The 19,437-nt window shown below is 55.9% G+C and carries 16 protein-coding genes; 7 read left to right on the forward strand and 9 right to left on the reverse strand.

The genetic code is table 11. The features are described from left to right. Positions 1-1,187: 1,187 nt before the first annotated feature. From C6Y32_RS07975 to C6Y32_RS08000, 6 genes are all read right to left on the reverse strand, one after another. Positions 1,188-2,276, reverse strand: coding sequence for a BMP family lipoprotein (locus tag C6Y32_RS07975; RefSeq protein WP_105204781.1), 1,089 nt, complete (start codon positions 2,274-2,276; stop codon positions 1,188-1,190). 420 nt (positions 2,277-2,696) lie between these two features. Then, complete coding sequence (locus C6Y32_RS07980; RefSeq protein WP_105204782.1) at positions 2,697-3,785, reverse strand: BMP family lipoprotein; 1,089 nt, start codon at positions 3,783-3,785, stop codon at positions 2,697-2,699. Positions 3,786-4,205: 420 nt separating this feature from the next. Next, entirely contained in the window at positions 4,206-5,294 is a 1,089-nt protein-coding gene (locus tag C6Y32_RS07985) for a BMP family lipoprotein (RefSeq protein ID WP_105204783.1), read from the reverse strand. Positions 5,295-5,733: 439 nt separating this feature from the next. Next, positions 5,734-6,819, reverse strand: coding sequence for a BMP family lipoprotein (locus C6Y32_RS07990; RefSeq protein ID WP_164998186.1), 1,086 nt, complete (start codon positions 6,817-6,819; stop codon positions 5,734-5,736). Between the two features lie 516 nt (positions 6,820-7,335). Further along, positions 7,336-8,427 carry a BMP family lipoprotein gene (locus C6Y32_RS07995; protein WP_105204785.1) on the reverse strand — a complete coding sequence of 364 codons (1,092 nt, stop codon included), beginning with the start codon at positions 8,425-8,427 and terminating at the stop codon, positions 7,336-7,338. A gap of 400 nt (positions 8,428-8,827) precedes the next feature. Next, positions 8,828-9,706, reverse strand: coding sequence for a DegV family protein (locus C6Y32_RS08000; RefSeq protein WP_105204786.1), 879 nt, complete (start codon positions 9,704-9,706; stop codon positions 8,828-8,830). 332 nt (positions 9,707-10,038) lie between these two features. Between C6Y32_RS08000 and C6Y32_RS08005 the strand changes: the two genes are divergently transcribed. From C6Y32_RS08005 to C6Y32_RS08020, 4 genes are all read left to right on the forward strand, one after another. Continuing rightward, positions 10,039-11,589 carry a Na+/H+ antiporter NhaC family protein gene (locus tag C6Y32_RS08005; protein WP_105204787.1) on the forward strand — a complete coding sequence of 517 codons (1,551 nt, stop codon included), beginning with the start codon at positions 10,039-10,041 and terminating at the stop codon, positions 11,587-11,589. Positions 11,590-11,778: 189 nt separating this feature from the next. Beyond that, a complete protein-coding gene (locus C6Y32_RS08010; protein WP_105204788.1) occupies positions 11,779-12,033 on the forward strand; it encodes a hypothetical protein in 255 nt (84 codons plus the stop codon). 71 nt (positions 12,034-12,104) lie between these two features. Beyond that, positions 12,105-12,617 (forward strand): P-loop nucleotide/nucleoside kinase family protein, encoded by a 513-nt coding sequence (locus tag C6Y32_RS08015; RefSeq protein ID WP_105204789.1) that lies wholly within the window; start codon positions 12,105-12,107, stop codon positions 12,615-12,617. A 317-nt stretch (positions 12,618-12,934) separates the two neighbouring features. After that, entirely contained in the window at positions 12,935-13,360 is a 426-nt protein-coding gene (locus tag C6Y32_RS08020; protein WP_105204790.1) for a VOC family protein, read from the forward strand. 458 nt (positions 13,361-13,818) lie between these two features. Here C6Y32_RS08020 and C6Y32_RS08025 read toward each other — a convergent pair whose 3' ends face one another. Beyond that, a complete protein-coding gene (locus C6Y32_RS08025; RefSeq protein ID WP_105204791.1) occupies positions 13,819-14,655 on the reverse strand; it encodes an endonuclease/exonuclease/phosphatase family protein in 837 nt (278 codons plus the stop codon). Positions 14,656-15,013: 358 nt separating this feature from the next. Here C6Y32_RS08025 and C6Y32_RS08030 point away from each other — a divergent pair, with 358 nt between their 5' ends. Beyond that, on the forward strand, positions 15,014-15,442 hold the full coding sequence (locus C6Y32_RS08030; RefSeq protein ID WP_105204792.1) for an Hsp20/alpha crystallin family protein: 429 nt from the start codon (positions 15,014-15,016) through the stop codon (positions 15,440-15,442). 388 nt (positions 15,443-15,830) lie between these two features. Here the strand turns inward: C6Y32_RS08030 and C6Y32_RS08035 are convergent, their stop codons facing one another. Together C6Y32_RS08035 and C6Y32_RS08040 are read right to left on the reverse strand one after the other, a co-directional pair. Further along, entirely contained in the window at positions 15,831-16,382 is a 552-nt protein-coding gene (locus tag C6Y32_RS08035; protein ID WP_243562629.1) for a Gx transporter family protein, read from the reverse strand. 40 nt (positions 16,383-16,422) lie between these two features. Beyond that, positions 16,423-17,484: an FAD:protein FMN transferase gene (locus C6Y32_RS08040; protein WP_129589416.1), complete on the reverse strand. Its 1,062-nt coding sequence runs from the start codon at positions 17,482-17,484 to the stop codon at positions 16,423-16,425. 302 nt (positions 17,485-17,786) lie between these two features. Here C6Y32_RS08040 and C6Y32_RS08045 point away from each other — a divergent pair, with 302 nt between their 5' ends. Both C6Y32_RS08045 and C6Y32_RS08050 read left to right on the forward strand, forming a co-directional pair. Next, positions 17,787-18,224, forward strand: a complete 438-nt coding sequence (locus tag C6Y32_RS08045) for an FMN-binding protein (protein WP_164998187.1) — start codon at positions 17,787-17,789, stop codon at positions 18,222-18,224. 159 nt (positions 18,225-18,383) lie between these two features. Beyond that, a complete protein-coding gene (locus C6Y32_RS08050; protein ID WP_105204795.1) occupies positions 18,384-19,280 on the forward strand; it encodes a YwqG family protein in 897 nt (298 codons plus the stop codon). The last annotated feature ends 157 nt before the right edge of the window (positions 19,281-19,437 follow it).

A 19,437-nucleotide genomic window follows, 5' to 3' on the forward strand; every position in this document is an offset into this window, starting at 1 on the left:
TGTCGTTTTTTGCCGGACTCATCGGCATATTGCCCAAAGCGGCCTATTTGGGGGATATAGTGGGTAAGCAGTCTTTTCTATACAATTCGTATTTTTGGCTAAACCAGTTCCCGCTCCTTTGGTACCATTGGCAGCCGTGGCCCCGTATAAAAAGCGCCCGGCAGGCAGTCTCCCCATATACGGTATACTTGCTCATTTCCAAGTAAACCCTTCTTTTCCAGTACTTTCTCTGCGCATCTACGCATACCTGCTTCGCCAGATCGCCTTGTGCTCTCATCTCAAATAACTGCTGCTTTGCCGGTTCCCTCTATTTATATAGGAAAGATTATCCACTACACTTTTGTTTCCCACCCACACATATCTCTTTTTGGATCTGATACCACAAGATCCCTATTCTGAGCTCCCCCGTCATTATTTAACAGCTACTCATTCTCTTCTCTGTCATTTCCTGTATTTATCAATTGCAAATTAATAGATTTGGTAATACAGCCCTAAAAAGCCACTTACTTTTACCTTTATATTTATATTTTTACAGCAGTAAACTCTTCCACTGGTCTTTTCAAGTCGCAAAAGCTCACCTTTTATACAATACAGACTTTTTTATACACCAGTTTATCCAAAAGCACATGACCCCCATCTTTCTCCCTTTATCTTTACTTTCCCTAACCAAAATTGTGTCTTTTAATGGCCATATATCGTTCTCCATATATTCATAAATTAGAGGAGGAAATCATCTCGTGACTTAAAAGCGAAAAAGGGGTGTGTTTTTCATCATTTAAACTGTTGTTACGTCCTGTTGCCTTATCCCCCATCTCCCAACTAATCTATGTTCGTTTTATCTCTCTGCCGTTTCTGACTCCATCCACACAGGAAACATGCCCCTACCGATCTATTTGATATACGTTCTGCATGCGTTCTGCGGAAAAGTCCCCTCCTACATCGGTCAATCAGGTATCGGCTATTATTTATTTAACACAAATATCAGAAAGATATTTCTCAGTTTTGCACATAGAAAAGCAGCTGATATCCTCTGATGTATCGGTGTAAAATTTCGAAAACACGCGATCTTATAACAATATATCGTATTTTATCGGTAAATAATACACCTGTACAAAAAAGAGTTACCCACCCTAAAACATAAAAAAGGCAGACCCAGAAGGTCTGCCTTTTTTATTTAGTTTAGCAAATTAGGCTTTAACGCCGTCACGCAGAGCGTTGTACACGTCGGTAGCCATACCATACATAGTGTCGATCTTGATCTCACCAGCGGTGATCTTCGCCTCGACATCGTCCATGTAGGTCTGTACGTCAGCGGGAACGTTCTCTTTGTAGAAGTCGTTCTCCGACAGAACGGTTACGCCCTCAGCAACGCCCCATTTCTCCAGGGTGCCGTAAGCCAGCTCGCCAGAGAAAGTTTTGTTGATAGCGGATTTGATAGCAACGTCACATTTCTTCTCCATGGAAGTCAGGATAACGTCAGCCAGATCCGGATCGGTCTCGAGGAAGTAATCGCGCTGATCGGCGTCAACACCGATAGCCCATTTCTTGCCGTTCTCCTGGCAAGCCTGGAACAGGCCCAGACCGGCAGAACCAGCCACCTGATGCAGCACGTCGGCGTTGCTGGTGTTGATCTGTACGCCAGACAGCTCTTTGGCTTTTGCCGAGTCAGTCCAGTTACCGATGAAAGCGATCGCCACTTTACCAGACTCGTTAGCGTACTTGGAACCCTGGATGTAACCTACCAGGAAGTCCTGGATAACAACGACCTCGCCGCCGCCGACAAAGCCGATGGTCCCGGTCTTAGACATCTTCTGAGCCAGCGCGCCGGCCAGGAAGTCGCCCTCGTTCTGCTTGAAGTTGATGCAGAAAGCGTTGGACATCTTGTTGTCGTAATCGGGGTCGATATCAAACAGGATGAACCGTTTGTTCGGGTAATCCTCCCAGAATTTCTCCAGGATCTCGGCCATCTCACCGCCGGAGGCAACTACGATGTCGTAGGTATCGGCAGCGTCGTTCAGGGTAGGCTCCATCTTCGATTTGGTATCGGCGCCGTACTCGATGACTTTCGATTTGATGTTGTTCTCCTCGGCGCCTTCCTGTACACCTTTCCAGGATACATCGTTGAAGGACTTGTCGCCGATGTTGCCGCAAACGAATGCGACACTGTTGTACTTACCGTCTTTGCCGTCGCCGCTGTCTTTGTCATCACCGCAGCCGGTCAGTGCGACCGACAGCAGCATGGCAGAAGCGAGCAACATTGCCATGAGTTTTTTCATGTGTGTTTTCTCCTTCTCTTTTCAAGATTGCCAGGATTGGCAAAATCAACAACTGGATTATAGCACTTGCGTAAATTTGCCGTCAACTGCTTGTCCCGAGATTTAACATTTTGCTGTAACCCAGCTCTATATTCTCGTGCACTTTGTATGTTATTTTTGTCACCCTCATTTTTTATTGCACAAAATTTATTTTCTTTTTTGTGTATATAGCTAAATAATTTTATACACCATAGCAAGTATTTACGAATTTGATTTTTATATCGCCCTCTATTCTATCTCTTTTTTATAGCAGTTCTTTCTAATGAGACCCAGTACAGCCCTATGCAAGTCATGCCCGTCTTAAATGAGCGTAAAAAGAGAGCGGACATAAAGTCCGCTCTCTTTAATGAATAGCTCGCTTGTAAGTACTTTACTAAAAGCTTAGGCTTTAACGCCGTCACGCAGAGCGTTGTACACGTCGGTAGCCATACCATACATGGTGTCGATCTTGATCTCACCAGCGGTGATCTTCGCCTCGACATCATCGATGTAAGACTGTACGTCAGCGGGAACGTTCTCTTTGTAGAAGTCGTTCTCCGACAGAACGGTTACGCCCTCAGCAACGCCCCATTTTACCAAGGTGCCGTACTCGGCTTCACCTTTAAAGGTCTTGTTGATAGCGTCACGGATAGCAACGTCACACTTTTTCTCCATGGAAGTCAGGATAACGTCAGCCAGATCCGGATCGGTCTCGAGGAAGTAATCGCGCTGGTCGGCGTCAACACCGATAGCCCATTTTTTGCCGTTCTCCTGGCAAGCCTGGAACAGGCCCAGACCGGCAGAACCAGCCACCTGATGCAGCACGTCGGCGTTGCTGGTGTTGATCTGTACGCCAGACAACTCTTTGGCTTTCGCCGAGTCAGTCCAGTTACCGATGAAAGCGATCGCCACTTTACCAGACTCATTGGCGTATTTGGAACCCTGGATGTAACCTACCAGGAAGTCCTGGATAACAACGACCTCGCCGCCGCCGACAAAGCCGATGGTCCCGGTCTTAGACATCTTCTGAGCCAGCGCGCCGGCCAGGAAGTCGCCCTCGTTCTGCTTGAAGTTGATGCAGAAAGCGTTGGACATCTTGTTGTCGTAATCGGGGTCGATATCAAACAGGATGAACCGTTTGTTCGGGTAATCCTCCCAGAATTTCTCCAGGATCTCGGCCATCTCACCGCCGGAGGCAACTACGATGTCGTAGGTATCGGCAGCGTCGTTCAGGGTAGGCTCCATCTTCGATTTGGTATCGGCGCCGTACTCGATGACTTTCGATTTGATGTTGTTCTCCTCGGCGCCTTCCTGTACACCTTTCCAGGATACATCGTTGAAGGACTTGTCGCCGATGTTGCCGCAAACGAATGCGACACTGTTGTACTTACCGTCTTTGCCGTCGCCGCTGTCTTTGTCATCACCGCAGCCGGTCAGTGCGACCGACAGCAGCATGGCAGAAGCGAGCAACATTGCCATGAGTTTTTTCATGTGTGTTTTCTCCTTCTCTTTTCAAGATTGCCAGGATTGGCAAAATCAACAACTGGATTATAGCACTTGCGTAAATTTGCCGTCAACTGCTTGTCCCGAGATTTAACATTTTGCTGTAACCCAGCTCTATATTCTCGTGCACTTTGTATGTTATTTTTGTCACCCTCATTTTTTATTGCACAAAATTTATTTTCTTTTTTGTGTATATAGCTAAATAATTTTATACACCATAGCAAGTATTTACGAATTTGATTTTTATATCGCCCTCTATTCTATCTCTTTTTTATAGCAGTTCTTTCTAATGAGACCCAGTACAGCCCTATGCAAGTCATGCCCGTCTTAAATGAGCGTAAAAAGAGAGCGGACATAAAGTCCGCTCTCTTTAATGAATAGCTCGCTTGTAAGTACTTTACTAAAAGCTTAGGCTTTAACGCCGTCACGCAGAGCGTTGTACACGTCGGTAGCCATACCATACATGGTGTCGATCTTGATCTCACCAGCGGTGATCTTCGCCTCGACATCATCGATGTAAGACTGTACGTCAGCGGGAACGTTCTCTTTGTAGAAGTCGTTCTCCGACAGAACGGTTACGCCCTCAGCAACGCCCCATTTTACCAAGGTGCCGTACTCGGCTTCACCTTTAAAGGTCTTGTTGATAGCGTCACGGATAGCAACGTCACACTTTTTCTCCATGGAAGTCAGGATAACGTCAGCCAGATCCGGATCGGTCTCGAGGAAGTAATCGCGCTGGTCGGCGTCAACACCGATAGCCCATTTTTTGCCGTTCTCCTGGCAAGCCTGGAACAGGCCCAGACCGGCAGAACCAGCCACCTGATGCAGCACGTCGGCGTTGCTGGTGTTGATCTGTACGCCAGACAACTCTTTGGCTTTCGCCGAGTCAGTCCAGTTACCGATGAAAGCGATCGCCACTTTACCAGACTCATTGGCGTATTTGGAACCCTGGATGTAACCTACCAGGAAGTCCTGGATAACAACGACCTCGCCGCCGCCGACAAAGCCGATGGTCCCGGTCTTAGACATCTTCTGAGCCAGCGCGCCGGCCAGGAAGTCGCCCTCGTTCTGCTTGAAGTTGATGCAGAAAGCGTTGGACATCTTGTTGTCGTAATCGGGGTCAATATCAAACAGGATGAACCGTTTATTCGGGTAATCCTCCCAGAATTTCTCCAGGATCTCAGCCATCTCACCGCCGGAGGCAACTACGATGTCGTAGGTGTCGGCAGCGTCGTTCAGGGTAGGCTCCATCTTCGATTTGGTGTCGGCGCCATACTCGATGACTTTCGATTTGATGTTGTTGTCTTCGGCGCCTTCTTGCACGCCTTTCCAGGATACGTCGCAGAAAGATTTGTCACCGATGTTGCCGCAGACATACGCGACACTGTTGTACTTGCCGTCTTTGCCGTCGCCGCCGTCTTTGTCGTCGCCGCAGCCGGTCAGCGCAACTGACAACAGCATAGACGAGGCAAGCAGCATTGCCATGAGTTTTTTCATTGGTATTCTCCTTCTCTCCTAAAATGCCAGGATTGGCAAATTTGATAAATGGATTATACCATCGCCGTTTTCAAGCCGTCAACACAAAAAAGACATATTCAACATATCGCATTAACAGGTTATTCGTTTTTTGTGTATGTTGCAAATTGCTTTTTGTGATCTTGTTGTTCTAATCACTAAAACCGCACTGTATACCTATTCTTTTTTCGTACACTCTTGTGTCCATACACCTGTCAGGCCCTCTTTTCAACATATTTTGCAGCATGTGCGCATTTATCGTGGGCCACAAATCGCTTTTCCCCATCATGTACCCCATCATATGTCACACCAGCACCGTTATAAAGTACCGGCGCTCGGCCTGCACAGCAAAAAAGAGGGCCGAGCCTTTATCGCTCGGTCCTCTTTATCAAAAGCTGTTTTTAAAGGGAAGATCCGTTCGTTACGGTTTTACCTTGTCGCGCAGCGCGTTGTAGGTCTCGGTGCTCATGCCGTAAGCCGAGCTGATCTCGATCTCTTCGTTGGTGATCTTGGTCTCCAGATCGTCGATGTAGCTCTGTACGTCGGCGGGAACGTTCTCTTTATAGAAGTCGTTCTCGGCCAGCACAGTTACCTGTTTGCCAACGCCCCATTTTTCCAGCGTGCCGTAGGACAGCTCGCCCGAATAAGTCTTGTTGATGGCCTCCAGCAGAGCGACGTTTACCCGTTTCTCCATAGAGGTCAGGATCACGTCAGCCAGCTCCGGATCGGTCTCAAGGAAGAAGTCGCGCTGATCGGCATCCACGCCGATGGCCCACTTCTTGCCGTTTTCCAAGCAAGCCTGGAACAGGCCCAGACCGGCGCCGCCGGCTACCTGGTGCAGAACGTCTGCGTTGTTGACGGTGATCTGTACGTTGGCCAGCTCTTTGGCTTTCGGGGAGTCAGACCAGTTACCGATGTAAGAAACAGCCACTTTGGCGTTGGGGTTAGCGTAGACAGCACCCTCGATGTAGCCGACCATGAAGTCCTGGATAACCACCACTTCTGCGGCGCCTACATAACCGACTGTGCCGGTCTTAGACATTTTCGAGGCCAGCGCGCCGGCCAGGAAGTCGCCCTCGTTCTGCTTGAAGTTGATGCAGAACACGTTGGACATCTTGTTCTCGTACAGGGGGTCCACATCAAAGATGATGAACCGTTTATCCGGGTAATCCTCCCAGAATTTTTCGACGATCTCGACCATCTCGCCGCCGGAGGCGATGATCAGATCGTAGGTGTCCGTCGCGTCGACCATGGTGGGCTCCATCTTCGATTTGGTGTCCTGGCCGTACTCGATACATTTTACCTTGCTGATATCGTTTACTTTAGCGCCTTCCTGCACGCCTTTCCAAGAGACATCGCAGAATGATTTGTCGCCCAGGTTCGAACACACGTAGACGATGCTGTTCAGCTTGCCTTCTTTGCCGCCGTCCTTGTCATCGCCGCAGCCGGTCAGTGCGACCGACAACAGCATGGCCGAGGCCAGCAGCATTGCCATGAGTTTTTTCATTGTTGTTCTCCTCCCTATCAGCCCCACGGGGGACTTGATTTGCGCCCATTCTAGCATTGCCCATTCGCCGGGTCAACGGCTGGGGGCTATCTTCTCTGTTTTCCAAAAATGGCCGCCATCCTTATTGTGCAATTACACCATAACACTTTGTGTTAAAAACGTTTCCATTTTACGTTTTGCTGTATTTCTTTCATGTAAAATGCTTTTTCCGACGGATTGACAGAAAAATTCAGGCAATTGACTATCCGCAAAAATGGCTGGGGAGCCCACTTGTCTAAGATAGAAAAAAGCAGCCTAACACCGGTCGTCTTACACAAAACGGTTTATTTTCCGCCCTAGGCCCGGCATGTCCCTTTACATATATGCACAAATCACACCGGCTAACAGCCACAAACGCCGGCTACCGTGCGCACATTCTGCCGTCCTTTATAATATGAGACTGTGCTTTTTATAGCTCTGCGGGCAGAGCGCCGTCTTTAACAACGTCACTCTCCCCGGCGCCTCTCCCGCAAGCATTCACGGCTTCACGCTGTTGCGCAGCGCGTTATAGGTCTCGGTATCCATCCCGTAAGCGGAGTCGATCTCGATCTTCCCCGCCGCCACCTTCTCTTCCAGGTCGTCTATATACGCCTGCACCTCGGCGGGCACATGCTCCTTATAAAAGTCGTTTTCGGCCAAAACGGTCACTTTCTTAGCCACGCCCCACTTTTCCAGCGTGCCATAAGCCAGTTTGCCCGCATAGGTCTTGTTGATGGCTTCGCGCACCGCCACGTTGGTCCGCTTCTCCATAGAGGTCAAGATCACATCAGCCAGCTCCGGATCGGTCTCTAAAAAATAGTTGCGCTGGTCGGCGTCCACACCGATAGCCCACTTCTTCCCATTTTCCAGGCAGGCCTGAAAGAGCCCCAGCCCGGCCGCACCGGCTACCTGGTGCAGCACATCGGCATTATTTACGTTTATCTGGATACCGGCCAGCTCCTTGGCCTTGGGCGAGTCCTGAGAGTTGCCGATATAGGAGACCGCCACCTTGGCGTTGGGGTCGGCGTACACGGCGCCGGCAATGTAGCCGACCATAAAGTCCTGTATGACCACCGCCTCCATCGAGCCCACATAGCCGATAGTTCCCGTTTTCGAGATCTTCTCGGCCAGCGCACCGGCCAGGAAGTCCCCCTCATTCTGGCGGAAGTTGATGCAGAACACGTTGGTCATCTTATTTTCATAGAGCGGGTCGATATCAAACATGATAAAGCGCTTTTGAGGGTAGTCCTCCCAGATCTTTTCCACGATCTCCAGCATCTCCCCGCCCGAGGAGACGATCAGGTCATAGGCGTCCGCCGCATCCACCATGGTAGGCTCCATCTTCGATTTGGTGTCGCGGCCAAATTCGATACACTTGACCGTGCCGATATCGTTGTCCTCGGCTCCATCCTGCACCCCTTTCCAGGAGACATCGCAAAACGACTTGTCCCCCAGGTTGGAGCAGACGTAGACGATACTGTTCCACTTGCTCTCACTGCCGCCGCCGTCTTTGCCGTCCCCGCAACCGGTCAGCGCGAGCGACAGCAGCATCGACAGCACCGTACATGCCAAAACAATCCTTTTCATCATTACACCCCTTCTTTGCAAAATTTATATGTGTTTTGTATACCCAACCGCTCTATATCTATGATTATAAAATCAATTAAAAATTTTTAAAGTATCTATATCTATTTTTGTAATAACTGTTATTTTCAGATATCTGCATGTAGCCAATAAATACATAAACAAATTTCTGCGTATTATCACAATTGTTACAAAACAGTTGCTTATTCAGCTGCTGTTTTGCACTGATCTTATTTTTTGGGGCGTCGGTAAATAGTAAGTAACCTCATAAACATATTGTAAAACACCTATATATAAAGCAGCTGCAACCTCTCCGTCCATACGGGCAGCAAAAAGCAAGAGGCCCGACACTGTCTTACACAGTGTCGGGCCTCTTGCCACTTTTTTCATTCGGCCTGCTGCCGGGCTACTGGCGCTTATCTCCCATAAAAAAGATAGACATGGTCCCGGTACCGGTGTGGCTGCCGATGACCGCGCCGATATAGTTGATGTAGATCTCCTTTACACCAAAGCGGCGGCGGATCTCCGCGGCCATAGCCTGGGCGTCGTCCAGGCAGTCGGCGTGGCAGATATATACACAGTCGTTTTCCTCGGGGACAAACTTCTCGGCCATCGTATCCAACAGGTTCTTGATGCCCGCCTTGCGGCCGCGGGTCTTGCCCACCGGAATGAGCTTGCCCTCATCGAGCAGATGGATGATGGGCTTGATGCCCAGCATCGTACCCACGATGGCCGTGGTCTTCGAGACCCTGCCGCCCCGCTGCAGGTGGTGCAGGTCGTCGGCGATCACGATGTGGCACACCTTGAGCTTGTTTTTTTCCGTCCAGTCGGCGATCTCCTCCAGCGTCTTGCCCTCGTCTTGCAGGCGGCGCATGTGGTGGTACAAAAGCCCCTCCCCCAACGAGGCGCACAGCGAGTCGATGACCACGATCTTACAGTCGGGGTACTCAGCCATCAGGTCGTCGGCCGCCACCACCATACTGCCGTAAGTGCCGCTGAGACCAGAGGAGAAAGCCAGGTGCAGGATATCGTATCCCTCTTTGATCAGCGGCTCAAAAAAGTCGCGGGCGTCGCCGGGGTTCACCTGGGTGGTGGTGGGCATCGCCCCGTGGCGCAGCTGGTCGTAAAACCACTTGTAATCGCCGCCGTCGCCGGCATTCAGGTCGGGGTACAGCTTACCTTCCAGCTGAAACGACAGCGGGACCATGTGGATATCGTGCTCTTTGATGTAACCGGCGTCAAAGTCGGTGGTGGAGTCGGTGGTGATGAGAAACTTGCGGGGCATAGCTCTTCCTCCTCAGGGGGCGCCCCGCAGGCCGGCAAAGCCCTGTAAACAGGGGCCGCGGCAGCCAGTCGGTGCGCTTTCAATATTCTAGTTCATTTTAATATACAGGGCCGGCAAAAGCAAGCCAAACGGGCAGATGGGCTGGAAAATCATGGCCAGAGTCCCCAAGATCAGCCCAGAATGTGCAGATCTTGTTGTATTTTGGCGACAGGTATGCTAAATTTGTGTGTAGGAATAGAGTAAAGGCCTTAGCGGCCGTTTTTTGTGGGTGGGAACAGCGCCCGCGGCGCTGTTCCCTATTATTTTACCGCTTTTTTGTAGGGGGATATACAATGGAAAACTTTGGCATACTGTCACTGGTGCCGCCGCTCATCGCCATCGTGCTGGCTCTGGTGACCAAAGAGGTCATCTCTTCGCTCATTCTGGGCATCCTGTCCGGGCTGCTCATCTACACCCGCGGCAACCCCATCAGCGCCATGACCGAGATGTTCGAAATCATCACCGGCAAGCTGGGCGACAACGCCTATATGGTCATCTTTTTGTCGCTGCTGGGGGCGCTGGTGTGCGTGGTCACCATGTCCGGCGGCTCCCGCTCCTACGGCGACTGGGCCTCTAAAAAAATAAAAAACCGCACCGGGGCCATGCTGGCCACCAGCGGCCTGGGCGTGCTCATCTTTATCGACGACTACTTTAACTGCCTGACGGTGGGCACCGTCATGCGCCCCATCACCGACAAGCACCTCATATCGCGGGCCAAGCTGGCCTATATCATCGACGCCACCGCCGCCCCCATCTGCGCCATCGCGCCGGTCTCCAGCTTTGCCGCCTACGCCATCTCGGTGCTGGCCGATACCGGCGCCACCCAAAACGGCATGGCCACCTTCCTGCAGTCCATCCCCTTTAACATGTACGCCATCCTCACCGTCATCATGCTGGTGGTGCTGGCTGTCACCAAGCTGGATTTCGGCCCCATGGCCAAATTCGAGGACGAGGCGCTGGAGGGCAAAGTCATCCCCGGCGCCGACCGGGGCGGCAAGAGCGGCGACGAGCTCAGCCAGGTCGAGGCCTCCGACCGCGGCACCATCTGGGACCTGCTGCTGCCAATCGCCTCGCTCATCGTCTTTACCGTCACCGCCATGCTCATCACCGGCGGCCTGGGCAGCACGGTAGACGGTCAAAAGGTGGGCCTGCTCGAGGCGTTTGCCAACACCGACTCCAACCGCTCGCTCACCTACGGTGCCTTTGGCGCGCTGCTGGTGGCGCTGGTGCTGTATATCCCCCGCCGGCTGATGACCTTCTCCAAATTCTTTGAGGGGGTCACCACCGGCATCAAGTCGATGATCAGCGCCATCACCATCATGGTGCTGGCCTGGACCATCGGCAGCGTGTGCAGCGACTACCTGATGACCGGCAAATACGTGGGCGAGCTGGTGCGCAGCTCTCACTTCCCGCTGCAGATCTTCCCGGCCGTCATCTTTGCCGTGGCCGGGCTGCTGGCCTTTGCCACCGGCACCTCCTGGGGCACCTTCGCCATGCTCATCCCCATCTCGGTCGAGATCTCGCGCCACTCGGCGCCCCAGCTCATCCCCATCATCTTCGCCGCCATCCTGGCCGGCGCGGTGTACGGCGATCACTGCTCCCCCATCTCCGACACCACCATCCTCTCCTCGGCCGGCGCCGGCTGCAACCATATCGACCACGTCTCCAGCCAGCTGCCCTACGCCACCGTGGCGGCGGGATGCTGTTTCGTGGGCTATCTGGTGGCCGGTTTCACCACCAGCGCACTGCTGTCGCTGGCGGTCTCCATCGGCCTGCTCGTCCTCTGCTTAGTGCTGCTGCACCGCCGGTACGAGCACCGCATCCACCCGGCCGCCCACAACTGACCGGCCCGGCAAGTTGATACCCATGAAGGGGTGTGGTATAATCGCCTTGTGTGGTTTGCCACCCCTTTTTAGGTGCTCTTGCACACCGGCGGGTACCGGTCGCGGCGCGGCCGGGCCGCCGTCCATATCGTGGCCGGTCCCCGCCGGGCTATCTACTACCACCTTACGCAACCATTCAGGAGGCAGAACGTGAACAATCAGGCATTGGCAGAGACGTCTTACATCGTAGGGCAGTCGCTGGTATATTTTCTACTGGTCTTTTTGGCCGTCTACGCGGTGCGCAAGTTTTTCCAGCGCCGCACCATGAAAAAGATCGAGGCCCGCAAAAAGGCCGAGCGCGAAAAGATCGAGGCCGCCACCCCGCCCAAGGAAGAGCTGGAATTTACCGGCGACCTGCCCGCCACTCCCCCGGCAGACAGCCGCCCGGGCGACGGCGAGCAGTAAGCGCCGCCGCTCTCGCCTAAACTACTCCCCGGCCGGCCCCGGGACTATATCTGTGCAGGAGGAGATATCGCATGGTCGTTTTTATCGCCGGGGGCACCCACACCGGCAAAACGCTGCTGGCCCAGCGTCTGCTCGAAAAATACGGGTTCCCCTACCTCTCGATCGACCACCTCAAAATGGGGCTCATCCGCAGCGGCCACACCGACCTGACCCCGCTCAGCAGCGACGAGGCGCTGACCGGCTATCTCTGGCCCATCGTGCGCGAGATGGCCAAGACCGCCATCGAGAACCGGCAGGATCTGGTCATCGAGGGCTGCTACATCCCCTTTACCTGGCGCGACGACTTCGACGCCTGGTATCTGCCCCACATCCAGTACCGCTGCCTGCTCTTCAGCGAAGACTATATCCGGCAGTACTACCGCCAGATCCTCTCCCACGCCAGCGATATCGAGTGGCGGCAGAGCGACAGCTGCGACCAGCAGGCGCTGCTGGCCGAAAACCGGAGCAATCTGGCCGCCTGTAAGCGGTACGGTTGCGACTATATCCGCATCGACGGCGACTATCAGGTCGATCTCGAACTCTAGTTTTCACCATATAGCCAAGAGCCGATACCACAAACGGTATTGGCTCTTTTTTTCATCCCTTTTAGCACCTCCGGCGCCGCTCGGCTCCATCCCCGGTACAGGCACGCCCGCCGCGCTGCCCCATCCCCCGGCGTTCCTCCCCCCGGCGCCACCGGCAAACTGCCCGCCTTTCGCCGCCGCCCCAGCCGCCGCTGCCGCGCACACTCTACATGTCCGGCAGCGGTTTGACATTCCCGCCGCCAGCGCTTAGACTGTAAAAAACGCAGCCCTATAGGGCCGTCCGCCCCACATGGGCTTTTCACAGGAGGTATCTGATTATGAGCGATCAGCTGAAGATCAAAATGTACGCCTTTACCCTGGACTGTCAAGACCCCTGCGCCTTGGCCCGGTTCTACGCCTCCCTGCTCGGGTGGGAGATCGCCTATCACGACGGAGATTGGGCCATCGTGGGCCCGCCGGGCGCGGCGCAGGGGGCCTATCCCGGCATCACCTTTCAGCGCGAGCCGTCGTACACGCCGCCGGTCTGGCCGTCCGAGCCCGGCGCCCAGCAGCAGATGGCCCACCTCGACTTTGCCGTGAACGATCTGGATGGGGCTGTGGCCCATGCGCTCCAGTGCGGGGCGACGGTGGCCGCGGCGCAGTTTGACGACGGCTGGCGCGTCATGCTCGACCCTGCCGGGCACCCCTTTTGCCTGTGCCAGATGCGCGCGGTGATCGAGAGCCCCCAGTTCGGCCTGCGCTAAAAAGCGCCGCCGCTGACCATGTCGGTGCCGCCCCTTATGCCCCCTGTCTCTCTGGCGCTGGCCGTGCCGATATATCTCCCGCCGCACGCCCTCCTGGCCGCTCATCCCCAGTTACCGGCGCCAGGCGTCCGCTCTTTGTCGCGCGCTGCTCATTTGGTCGCCGCGTACAGCCCCGTCCGGGCCGGTCAACAGCCTCTCTATCACCGCCGGCCCCCACCAGCTGCCCGTCAGCTCGAGTTGGGGCAGCCGGGTACTGCGTCTGCGGCCGCACCGGCCCGCCGCTGTGCTCCAGCGGTCGGGTCTGCATCGCCGCCTGTCCACAATCCCATACAGCGGCATATCTCCATGCCCGCGGGCCGGTCCACCGCCGGCGCCCGGCAGCACTCTATCTCCCCGCAGCAAAAAGCGCGCGGCCCGAACAAACTCGGGCCGCGCACTCTTTTTTGCCTTTTGTCCCATCAGCTGGCGGCGGTGTCCGCCGGGGGCGCTTCGCCGGGCAGGCGCAGCGTGGTGAGAATGGGATAATGGTCCGACGGGTAGATACCGCGGATGCTGTACTTGTCCAGCGCCACATCGAGGATGTCAAATTCCTGGGTGACGAAGATGTAGTCAAAACGGGTCTTGTGCCGGTCTTTGCCCTTAAAGTAGTGAAAGGTGTTGACCCCCTGCCCGCTCTGGGCCAATGTCGAAAATACGTCGGTAAAGTGGAAATCGTAGCCGTGTCGGTTCTCGCGGATGAGCCGCACCGGCAAACTGTCGGGGGTGGCGTTCAGGTCCCCCATCAGGATGGTGGGCAGCGGGTCTATCTGCTGGTACTGCTGGATGCGCTGAAAGATCACGTTGACCCCCAACACCCGCGACATGGGCAGCAGATGGTCAAAATGGGTATTGAATACCCGCAGGCGCCGGTGGCTCTGTTTAAAGTACACCTCAGCCACGGTGCACACCCGGGGAAAAATGGCAAAGGCGTACCGGCTGCCCTGACTCTGGGGCTTTTTAGACAGCCAAAACGTATCGTGGAACAGCACATCGATATCCTGGTTCTTGACGATGATGTCCGCGTGCTCGTCCCCCAGGTCTTTTTTGCGGCCCCAGCCAAAAAAGCTGTAGTTGCCCAGCAGCTGCTGTATGTCCTCGCGCATCGAGAGCAGCAGCTCCTGCACGCCGATGATGCTGGCGCCGGAGTTGCGGATCACCTTGGCAGCCATCTTGCGCCGGTGCTCCCAGGTGCGGGGATTAAAGCGGCCGTCGCGCTTTAGGTTGAAGGTGGCCACTTTCACGATCTGTTCCTGCATGGTCTTCACCTGCCTCCGGCGGCTTTTGCCGCCGCGTATTGGGGCGCCCACACCGGCGCCCCTCTATGTTTAGTATAGCACAACAAGCACCGATGGTTGATAGCAAAAGCGACGAAAAATACGCGCTTTCTCTGGGCACCAATTCCCCCATATCCACAATTTTAGCACTCTATATCAAAGAGTGCTAAAATTCAAAAAGCGTTCACAAAAATATAAAAGATCGGTAAAACACACCGGATAAACTGTAGACAGAAACAAAAAAGGAAGCGATGCACATGCAGACGAATAGCGACTAGAGCACCAAACTACACACACGAAACCCCATCCCCAAGTATTACACGAAAGAGAGGTACCTACTATGTCCGCACTGATCCCGTTTGGCAGAAATGAACACAATCTGTTTTCCTATCTCGACGATATGGAGAAGAGCCTATTTGGCGATATGGGCGCCGGTTTCGGCCAGTTCCGCACCGATATCGTAGATCGGGGCGACCACTACCTGCTGCAGGCCGAGCTGCCCGGTTTTGACAAAAAAGACCTGCACATCGATATCCAGGGCGACGAGCTGTGTATCAGCGCCACCCACGACGAAAAGAGCGAGGAAAAAGACGACCAGGGCCGCTTTGTCCGCCGGGAGCGCCGCTATGGCTCTTATCGCCGCAGCTTCGATATCAGCGATATCGACACCGCCGCCATCGACGCCAGCTATCAAAACGGCATCCTCGAGTTGAAGCTGCCCAAAAAGGCGCCGGTCGCCGATGTGCGCCACCAGATCGAGATCAAATGACCAGTTGCACCCCCCAGGGGGCGGCTGCCGCCAATTTGGGGCAGCCGCCCCTTTTTGGTGCCCGCCCGGTAAGTCCGTCTCTACTTCTGCCGCCCCCAAGGTGCGCCGGGTGCCGTCTCGGCGCGCTAACAGTGTAGCCCAACGCGCCCGGCGCTATACCGCAGCGCCCCGCCCGGCGCCTTTTATACACAGCACAGCCGGCTCGCAGCAGGCAGCGCCTACCGCGCGCAGCGGTTTGCGCCATCCCGCTTTATCTGCTCCCTTCTCGCCGCTGCCCGTTCTTTTGACCCGCCCATTTATCTACATCCCAGCACCCGCAGTACCCGCAAAAAAGAGCGGAACCGCACCGGCCCGCCCGCAAAATATCTCCTCTGCCGCCAGTTTGCCGCTAGCGCCGCCGACCGGCTGGCGGCCCAAGGTCCTGCTGCAGCCGCCCAATGTGGGGCATCAGCACCTGCAGGGTCACACCGGTGATAAAGCCCATCACCAGCCCCGCCACCGCCAGCACCGGCAGGTAGTAAAAGGCGGCGGTGGTCTTTAAGATCAGCACCGACACACACAGCTGTCCCATGTTGTGAAAAAAGCCGCCGGTCAGCCCCATGGTGAGCATACTGCACCGCTTTTTGGTCAGCCGCCACACCAGCGCCATCACCAAAAGCGAGAGCACGCTCCCCCCTAGGCTCATGGCCGCCGCCACCGCGCCCCGGGTCAAAAAGGCAAACAGCCCCTTGAGCGCCGTCACCGTCAAGGCGGCCCTAAAGTCCAGCAGTACCAGGCAGTACATGGTCACGATGTTCGCCAGCCCCAGCTTCACCCCCGGCGGCATCATCGGCAGCGGCGGCACCAACCCCTCTATAAACGACAGCAAAATGGCCAGCGCAAACAGCAGCCCCAAAAAGGCCACCCGCCGGGTCTTCTGCTGTATCTGTCGCGAAGTCACAGGTCCGCCTCCCCTCTGGTGATATTCGGCGGCGCCGCTACTACGGTGCCGCCAGCGTATAGTCGCTGCTGGTCAGGGCAAACTGGTCTTTTAGCGCCGGCGAGATATAGACGTTCTTCTCGCTGTCCACCAAAATAAGCGAGAACTCGCTGCGGTCCAAACAGTCGATGGCCGCCTGTGAGCCGGCCACAAAAAAGTAGGTGGATAAAAAGTCGGCCAGCGCCCCGTCCTCGGCCACCACCGTCACCGAGAGCAGGTCCTGCTGGGAGGGGTAGCCGGTGCGCGGGTCAAAGATGTGGTGGTAGCGGATGCCCTGCTCCTCAAAATACCGCTCGTACCCGCCGGAGGTGGCCACCACCATTCCGTCGGCGTGCAGCGTCCCCAAGGTGTGCTGGCGGTCCTTTTCGGGGGTCGAGAGGCCAATATCATACGCCCCTCCGCCCGGCTTTTTACCGTAGGTGTAAATGTTGCCCCCCACCGAGAGCACCGCACCGCCCACCTGGTAGCGGCGGTATATCTCGCCCGCCACCCGGCAGGCGTACCCCTTGGCGATGGCCCCCAGGTCGATCATCTGCCCCGGCCGCCGCAGCATCACCGTCCGGGCCTCGGGGTCCAGGAGGATATCGCGGTAGTCCACCAGCTCCAGCGCCTGGCTCAGCTCCTGCTGTCCGGGCACGTGCGGCGTGTCGCCGGTCACGTTCCACAGCACCGACAGCGGCCCGGTGGTCACGTCAAACAGCCCGTCTGTCTGCGCGCAGTAGTCGTACGCGGTGGCGATCAGCTGGTACACCTGCTCCGGCACCGCCACCGGCGCCACCCCGGCGCTGCGGTTGATCTGGGCGATGGGCGAGTTCTCGCGGTACATCGAAAAGTCGTCCTCAAAGCCCGACAGGGCCGCCACCACCTCGTCGGCCGCCCGCTGGGCGTTTTTGCCGTACACCGTCTGCGACACAAAGGTGTTCATCAAAAAGTCGCTGGTGGTGTGGGGGGTGGCGCGCCAGTCATCCCAAAACGAGTAGATGCCCACCGCCGCCAGCGCCACCGCGATCAGCACCGCCACCGCAGCACTGCCGCGGCGGCGGGCGCGTTTTTCGTTGACCACCGGCACTCCCCCCTCCTCTGTCGCCCCGGTCTGTACCGGGCCAAAAAGCCGGGCATCCCGCGCCCGGCCTGTGAATACGCTCTATTTTAAAGAGTATGGGCGGCGCTGTCAACCGTATGCCGACGGTGGATACAACGAACATCGGTCTTAAAGTTTACCATTTTTGTACACTTTGCAGAAATTTTTCCAAATGCGTTGACAGTGCCGCTATGCACGTGTATAGTTAGGGCTACTCTAGGGAAGAATACCCGCAGAGTGTCCGGGCACATTTGCCGGGCAGGTAAATTATGGAGGTATGCGAGATGAAAAAGTTTATGGCCATGGCAGTGGCGGCTTGCTGCGCGCTGCTGGTATTCGTGGGCTGCGGCTCGTCTTATAAAGACGGCGCCTACAAAGCCCAGTACAAAGACGCCGACGAGCACGGCTGGACCGAATTCGTCGAGGTCACCGTCAAAGACGGCAAAGTCAGCGACGTCACCTTCGACGCCAAAAACGCCGACGGCAAGCTAAAATCTCAAGACGCCGAGTACAAGAGCTATATGGAGGCCACCGGCACCTGGCCCGAGAAGTTCTACGGCGACATCGCCGAGCAGTACAAAGAGAAACAGTCGGCCGAGAAGATGGACGCCGTCGCCGGCGCCACCAACTCTTCCGACTCCTTCAAAGTGCTGATGACCGAGCTGGAAAAAAGCATGAAGGAAGGCAATACCGACACCATCACCGTCGAGGCGTCCAAGTAACACCTTTCTGCGCGATCGCGGTATCTTCTTCCCCCGTAAGAGAGCGGCTGCCGGCCGCTCTTTTTTTGCGCCTGGCGGCCCCCAGGCAGTGGGCAGGTCGGCGCCGGTCTGCTATACTGGTATCGGCAAACACCCATCTGTTGTAAGGAGGTGCCCCCCGTGGGACTACTCGATCTCTTTAAAAAGAAGACCGGCCCAACTCCAGCGCCACCCTCCCGGCCGGCCGCCGCTCCCTACACCGCCGACATGGTCCAGGCGGTGCTCAAAGAGCTGTATCTGCGCACCCGGCAGCCGGTCATACGCCTGGCGCTCACCGGCGATACTCCCGCTCTGGCCGCCAGCAAGCTGGGCGGTCTGCCCTACCTGCCGCCCGGCGCCGCCGTGCCCACCACCGCCGCCGGTCAGCAGCTCACTCTGCTGGCCCAGATCCGCTGTGAGGAGCTCCCCGCCAACAGTCTCTACCCGCCGGCAGGTCTGGTCCAGTTCTACATTTTAAACGACGATCTGCTGGGCCTGCAAAACTTTGACGCGCTGGACGACCAGTCCGCCAGCCGGGTGCTCTTCTGGCCCCGTGTCGATCTCGCCGTCACCGCCGAGCAGGTGCGCCCCCGCTACCACCCCTATGGGGAAGAAGATGATTACTTCCCCTTTACCGGCTGTTTTGGCCTGCGATTCTCGCTGGAAGAAGAAGGGATGAGCAGCTGCGATCACCGCTTCGACGCCGCCTTTTGCGCCCTGTGGGCCAGTTTTTACCCCCAGGTGCCGCTGGCCCACTGGTACGACCTGCCCGACGCGCTGACCGAGGACCCCTTTAACGACCTGTCCGGTTTCGGCCACAAGCTCGGCGGCTACCCCGCCTTCACCCAAGAGGACCCGCGCGACTGTCACGGCCGCTACGCCCCCTACAGCCAGCTGCTGCTGCAGATAGACAGCGCCGGCCTGGGCAGCCGCGAGATCATGTGGGGCGACAGCGGCGTGGCCGGCTTTTTTGCCCCTGCCGGAGCGCTGGCCGCCGGCGACACCAGCCGCATCCTCTATAACTGGGACTGCTTTTAGTCCCCCTGCCCGCAAGTACTGCCCCCGCCCAAACAGGCTCAAACAAGCTCAAATCAGCCCCCATCAGCCCCAGCTCCGGCGGGCGATCCGCCCCCTGCCCCGCCCGGTATATGCGCCCCACAAAAAAAGAGGAGCGCGAGGACCTTTTCTGGTCCCC

The sequence above is a fragment of the Neobittarella massiliensis (ex Bilen et al. 2018) genome, from assembly GCF_900289145.1.
Lineage (GTDB): Bacteria > Bacillota > Clostridia > Oscillospirales > Ruminococcaceae > Neobittarella > Neobittarella massiliensis.

Excerpts from the sequence above, each read along its gene's own strand:
- C6Y32_RS07990 (WP_164998186.1), bottom strand. The coding sequence starts at position 6,819 with ATGAAAAAACTCATGGCAATGCTGCTGGCCTCGGCCATGCTGTTGTCG.
- C6Y32_RS07975 (WP_105204781.1), bottom strand. The coding sequence starts at position 2,276 with ATGAAAAAACTCATGGCAATGTTGCTCGCTTCTGCCATGCTGCTGTCG.
- C6Y32_RS08025 (WP_105204791.1), bottom strand. The coding sequence starts at position 14,655 with ATGCAGGAACAGATCGTGAAAGTGGCCACCTTCAACCTAAAGCGCGAC.
- C6Y32_RS07995 (WP_105204785.1), bottom strand. The coding sequence starts at position 8,427 with ATGATGAAAAGGATTGTTTTGGCATGTACGGTGCTGTCGATGCTGCTG.
- C6Y32_RS07980 (WP_105204782.1), bottom strand. The coding sequence starts at position 3,785 with ATGAAAAAACTCATGGCAATGTTGCTCGCTTCTGCCATGCTGCTGTCG.
- C6Y32_RS08020 (WP_105204790.1), top strand. The coding sequence starts at position 12,935 with ATGAGCGATCAGCTGAAGATCAAAATGTACGCCTTTACCCTGGACTGT.
- C6Y32_RS08030 (WP_105204792.1), top strand. The coding sequence starts at position 15,014 with ATGTCCGCACTGATCCCGTTTGGCAGAAATGAACACAATCTGTTTTCC.
- C6Y32_RS07985 (WP_105204783.1), bottom strand. The coding sequence starts at position 5,294 with ATGAAAAAACTCATGGCAATGCTGCTTGCCTCGTCTATGCTGTTGTCA.
- C6Y32_RS08000 (WP_105204786.1), bottom strand. The coding sequence starts at position 9,706 with ATGCCCCGCAAGTTTCTCATCACCACCGACTCCACCACCGACTTTGAC.
- C6Y32_RS08045 (WP_164998187.1), top strand. The coding sequence starts at position 17,787 with ATGAAAAAGTTTATGGCCATGGCAGTGGCGGCTTGCTGCGCGCTGCTG.
- C6Y32_RS08015 (WP_105204789.1), top strand. The coding sequence starts at position 12,105 with ATGGTCGTTTTTATCGCCGGGGGCACCCACACCGGCAAAACGCTGCTG.
- C6Y32_RS08005 (WP_105204787.1), top strand. The coding sequence starts at position 10,039 with ATGGAAAACTTTGGCATACTGTCACTGGTGCCGCCGCTCATCGCCATC.